Origin of the sequence: Acinetobacter sp. UBA6720 (genome assembly GCF_002454215.1) — a bacterium.
Taxonomy (GTDB): Bacteria; Pseudomonadota; Gammaproteobacteria; order Pseudomonadales; family Moraxellaceae; genus Acinetobacter.
On sequence record NZ_DKIK01000190.1, the window covers coordinates 1 to 2502 of the forward strand.

Sequence of the window (2502 nt, forward strand, 5' to 3'; positions counted from 1 at the left end):
GATCAAGGGCAGTAAATTTCCAATCAGGATGTCTATTTAGCAGATATTCCAACTCATAACCTGTTCCACATCCAACAATAAGTATGTGTGCAGTTGGTTGAAGTACAGACTGTAAAATGGCATCCACTTGTTGATGAATGATTTCATATCCAGGAATTAACTTACGGATATGCTGATCATATTCTTCAACGATCTTTGGACTATTAAAATCTTTTGCCATTCACTGTGATCCTTTTCCTTATGACTTTAAAATGCTGTTTTTTCTATGCGATGTAAAATATCATTAAGTCGAATACGTTTCCAGTTAAATTCAGTTCAGCACGCATAATTTCCTGTAACTTAAATTTCTGCGCTTTGCCTGATGCGGTCATAGGAAATTCATTAAAGAATTTTACGTAGCGTGGCACTTTATTATGTGAAATGTGTTCCTTACAGAAACTACGAATGTTGTCTTCATCGGTCTGATGATGTTCATGCAAAATAATACAAGCACATAGTTCTTCACCGTAACGCGTATCAGGTAGACCAATCACTTGCACATCACAGATCGCAGGATGGGTATATAAGAAGTCTTCGATTTCTTTAGGAAAGAGATTTTCTCCACCTCGAATGACGACATCTTTGATGCGACCTTTGATTTTGACAAAGCCTTCAGCATCCATCTCCGCAATGTCACCCGTATGCATCCAACCTGCGGCATCAATTACTTCACGGGTTTTTTCTTCTTCACCCCAATAGCCTGCCATTACCGAGTAACCTCTGACGCATAGCTCGCCTAAGGTTCCTTGTGGTACGAGTTGCCCTTCAGGATCGACGATTTTGATTTCGACATGTGGATGAACATGCCCAACCGTACTGACGCGTTTATCAATGGTGTCACTCACGGAGCTTTGTAAGCTGACTGGCGAAGTCTCAGTCATGCCATAACAAATCGTGATTTCTGACATATGCATACGATCAATCACACGCTGCATAATTTCACGTGGGCATGGGCTTCCCGCCATGATCCCTGTACGTAAACTAGATAGGTCAAATTCATTAAATTGTTCATGCTCTAAAGTGGCGATGAACATGGTTGGTACGCCGTATGCTGCCGTACAACGTTCGTTGTGAATTGTCTTTAGTGTTTCTAATGGATTAAATACAGCTGATGGATACACCATAGTAGAACCATGTGTGATACAAGCTAGATTTCCCATGACCATACCGAAACAGTGGAATAAAGGCACAGAGATGCATACTTTATCTTGTGGCGTTAAACGAATACCCTCTCCTACAAAATAACCATTATTCAGAATGTTATGATGGGTGAGCATTGTGCCTTTCGGATTACCTGTCGTTCCTGACGTAAATTGAATATTAATAGTTTCATCAAATTGCAATTGCTGCGTAGCCAATTGTAATTGATCGAATTGTTCTTGAGTTGGAGGAACGACTAGATCACTGAAACGATGAATACCTGTATGCTGTTTTTCATCAATTTTGATCACAAACTTTAAGAAAGGCAGACGTTCTGAATGAATAATTTTGTCTGTACAGAAAACAATTTCTGGTGCAATTCGTGTCAAAAGCTCTTGATAATCAGTCGTTTTGAATTGTGAGGCGATGATCAATCCTTTGCAGGAAACTTTATTCAATACATACTCTAACTCATGGCTTTTGTAGGCAGGATTTAAGTTCACTAGGATAATCCCTGCTTTAAAAGCAGCAAATTGAGTGATCGTCCATTCCACGCAGTTTGGTGACCAGATGCCTAGTCGATCGCCTTTCTTTAAACCGAGTTTGAGCAAACTACAGGCAAAAGTATTCACTTCATCTTGTAGTTGTTTATAGGTCAACCGTCTGTTCTGATGTGAACTTACAATCGCTTCTTGATCAGCATATTGCTGACAAGCTTGATCAAATTTTTCTCCAATCGTCATCCCCAATAAGGGTTGTGCACTTGGTCCAGAGGCATAGCTTAACCGTTGTTGTTGCATTGAATCATTCTCCTTGATTCTTTCTAATTCTGTTCTGATTTCATCTCATTGTTATTACTGCAACTATTCTTCAAACTGCCTTGTTTTGATTTTTATTGTTGTTTATGCCTATTTTTTCCTCACGGCATCCACACAAAAATCAGCAATCTGCTTTGAAAAATAGTCTTTGTGTTGCTGATCAAACTTTGTATTTTGAGCTGGGTCTAGAGGTTCTACGACTACAAAAGTCATCGCGCCAACCACACAAAGTGCAGTGGTATTTAAATTCTCTAACATAAACTCGCCACTTGCATTTCCATCTGCGAGTATTTTAATAATACTTTGTTTAATCAACTGCTTAACACGAAAACGCTCATGCTCTACCAATGAATCAACAGGTTCAAACATGAGTGAATATGCAAGCTGAGGGCTGTTTAGTGCCCTTTTTACAAAGGTTGTTACCGCTTTATGTAACTTCTGTTCCGCCGTTAGATCACTTTCCGTAATCGCATCAATCACTAAAAGTTCGGTATTGATCGCTTCT

2 protein-coding genes and 1 pseudogene are annotated in these 2502 nt (G+C 39.4%); all 3 read right to left on the reverse strand.

What is annotated here, in order from left to right; translation table 11 throughout:
• Nucleotides 1–220, reverse strand: a pseudogene (locus B4F08_RS16205) (class I SAM-dependent methyltransferase); the annotation flags it as partial.
• A gap of 43 nt (nt 221–263) precedes the next feature.
• Complete coding sequence (locus tag B4F08_RS16210) at nt 264–1979, reverse strand: AMP-binding protein (RefSeq protein ID WP_291375354.1); 1716 nt, start codon at nt 1977–1979, stop codon at nt 264–266.
• Between the two features lie 108 nt (nt 1980–2087).
• A partial coding sequence (locus B4F08_RS16215) for a TetR/AcrR family transcriptional regulator (RefSeq protein WP_291375355.1) occupies nt 2088–2502 on the reverse strand: 415 nt, incomplete at its 5' end.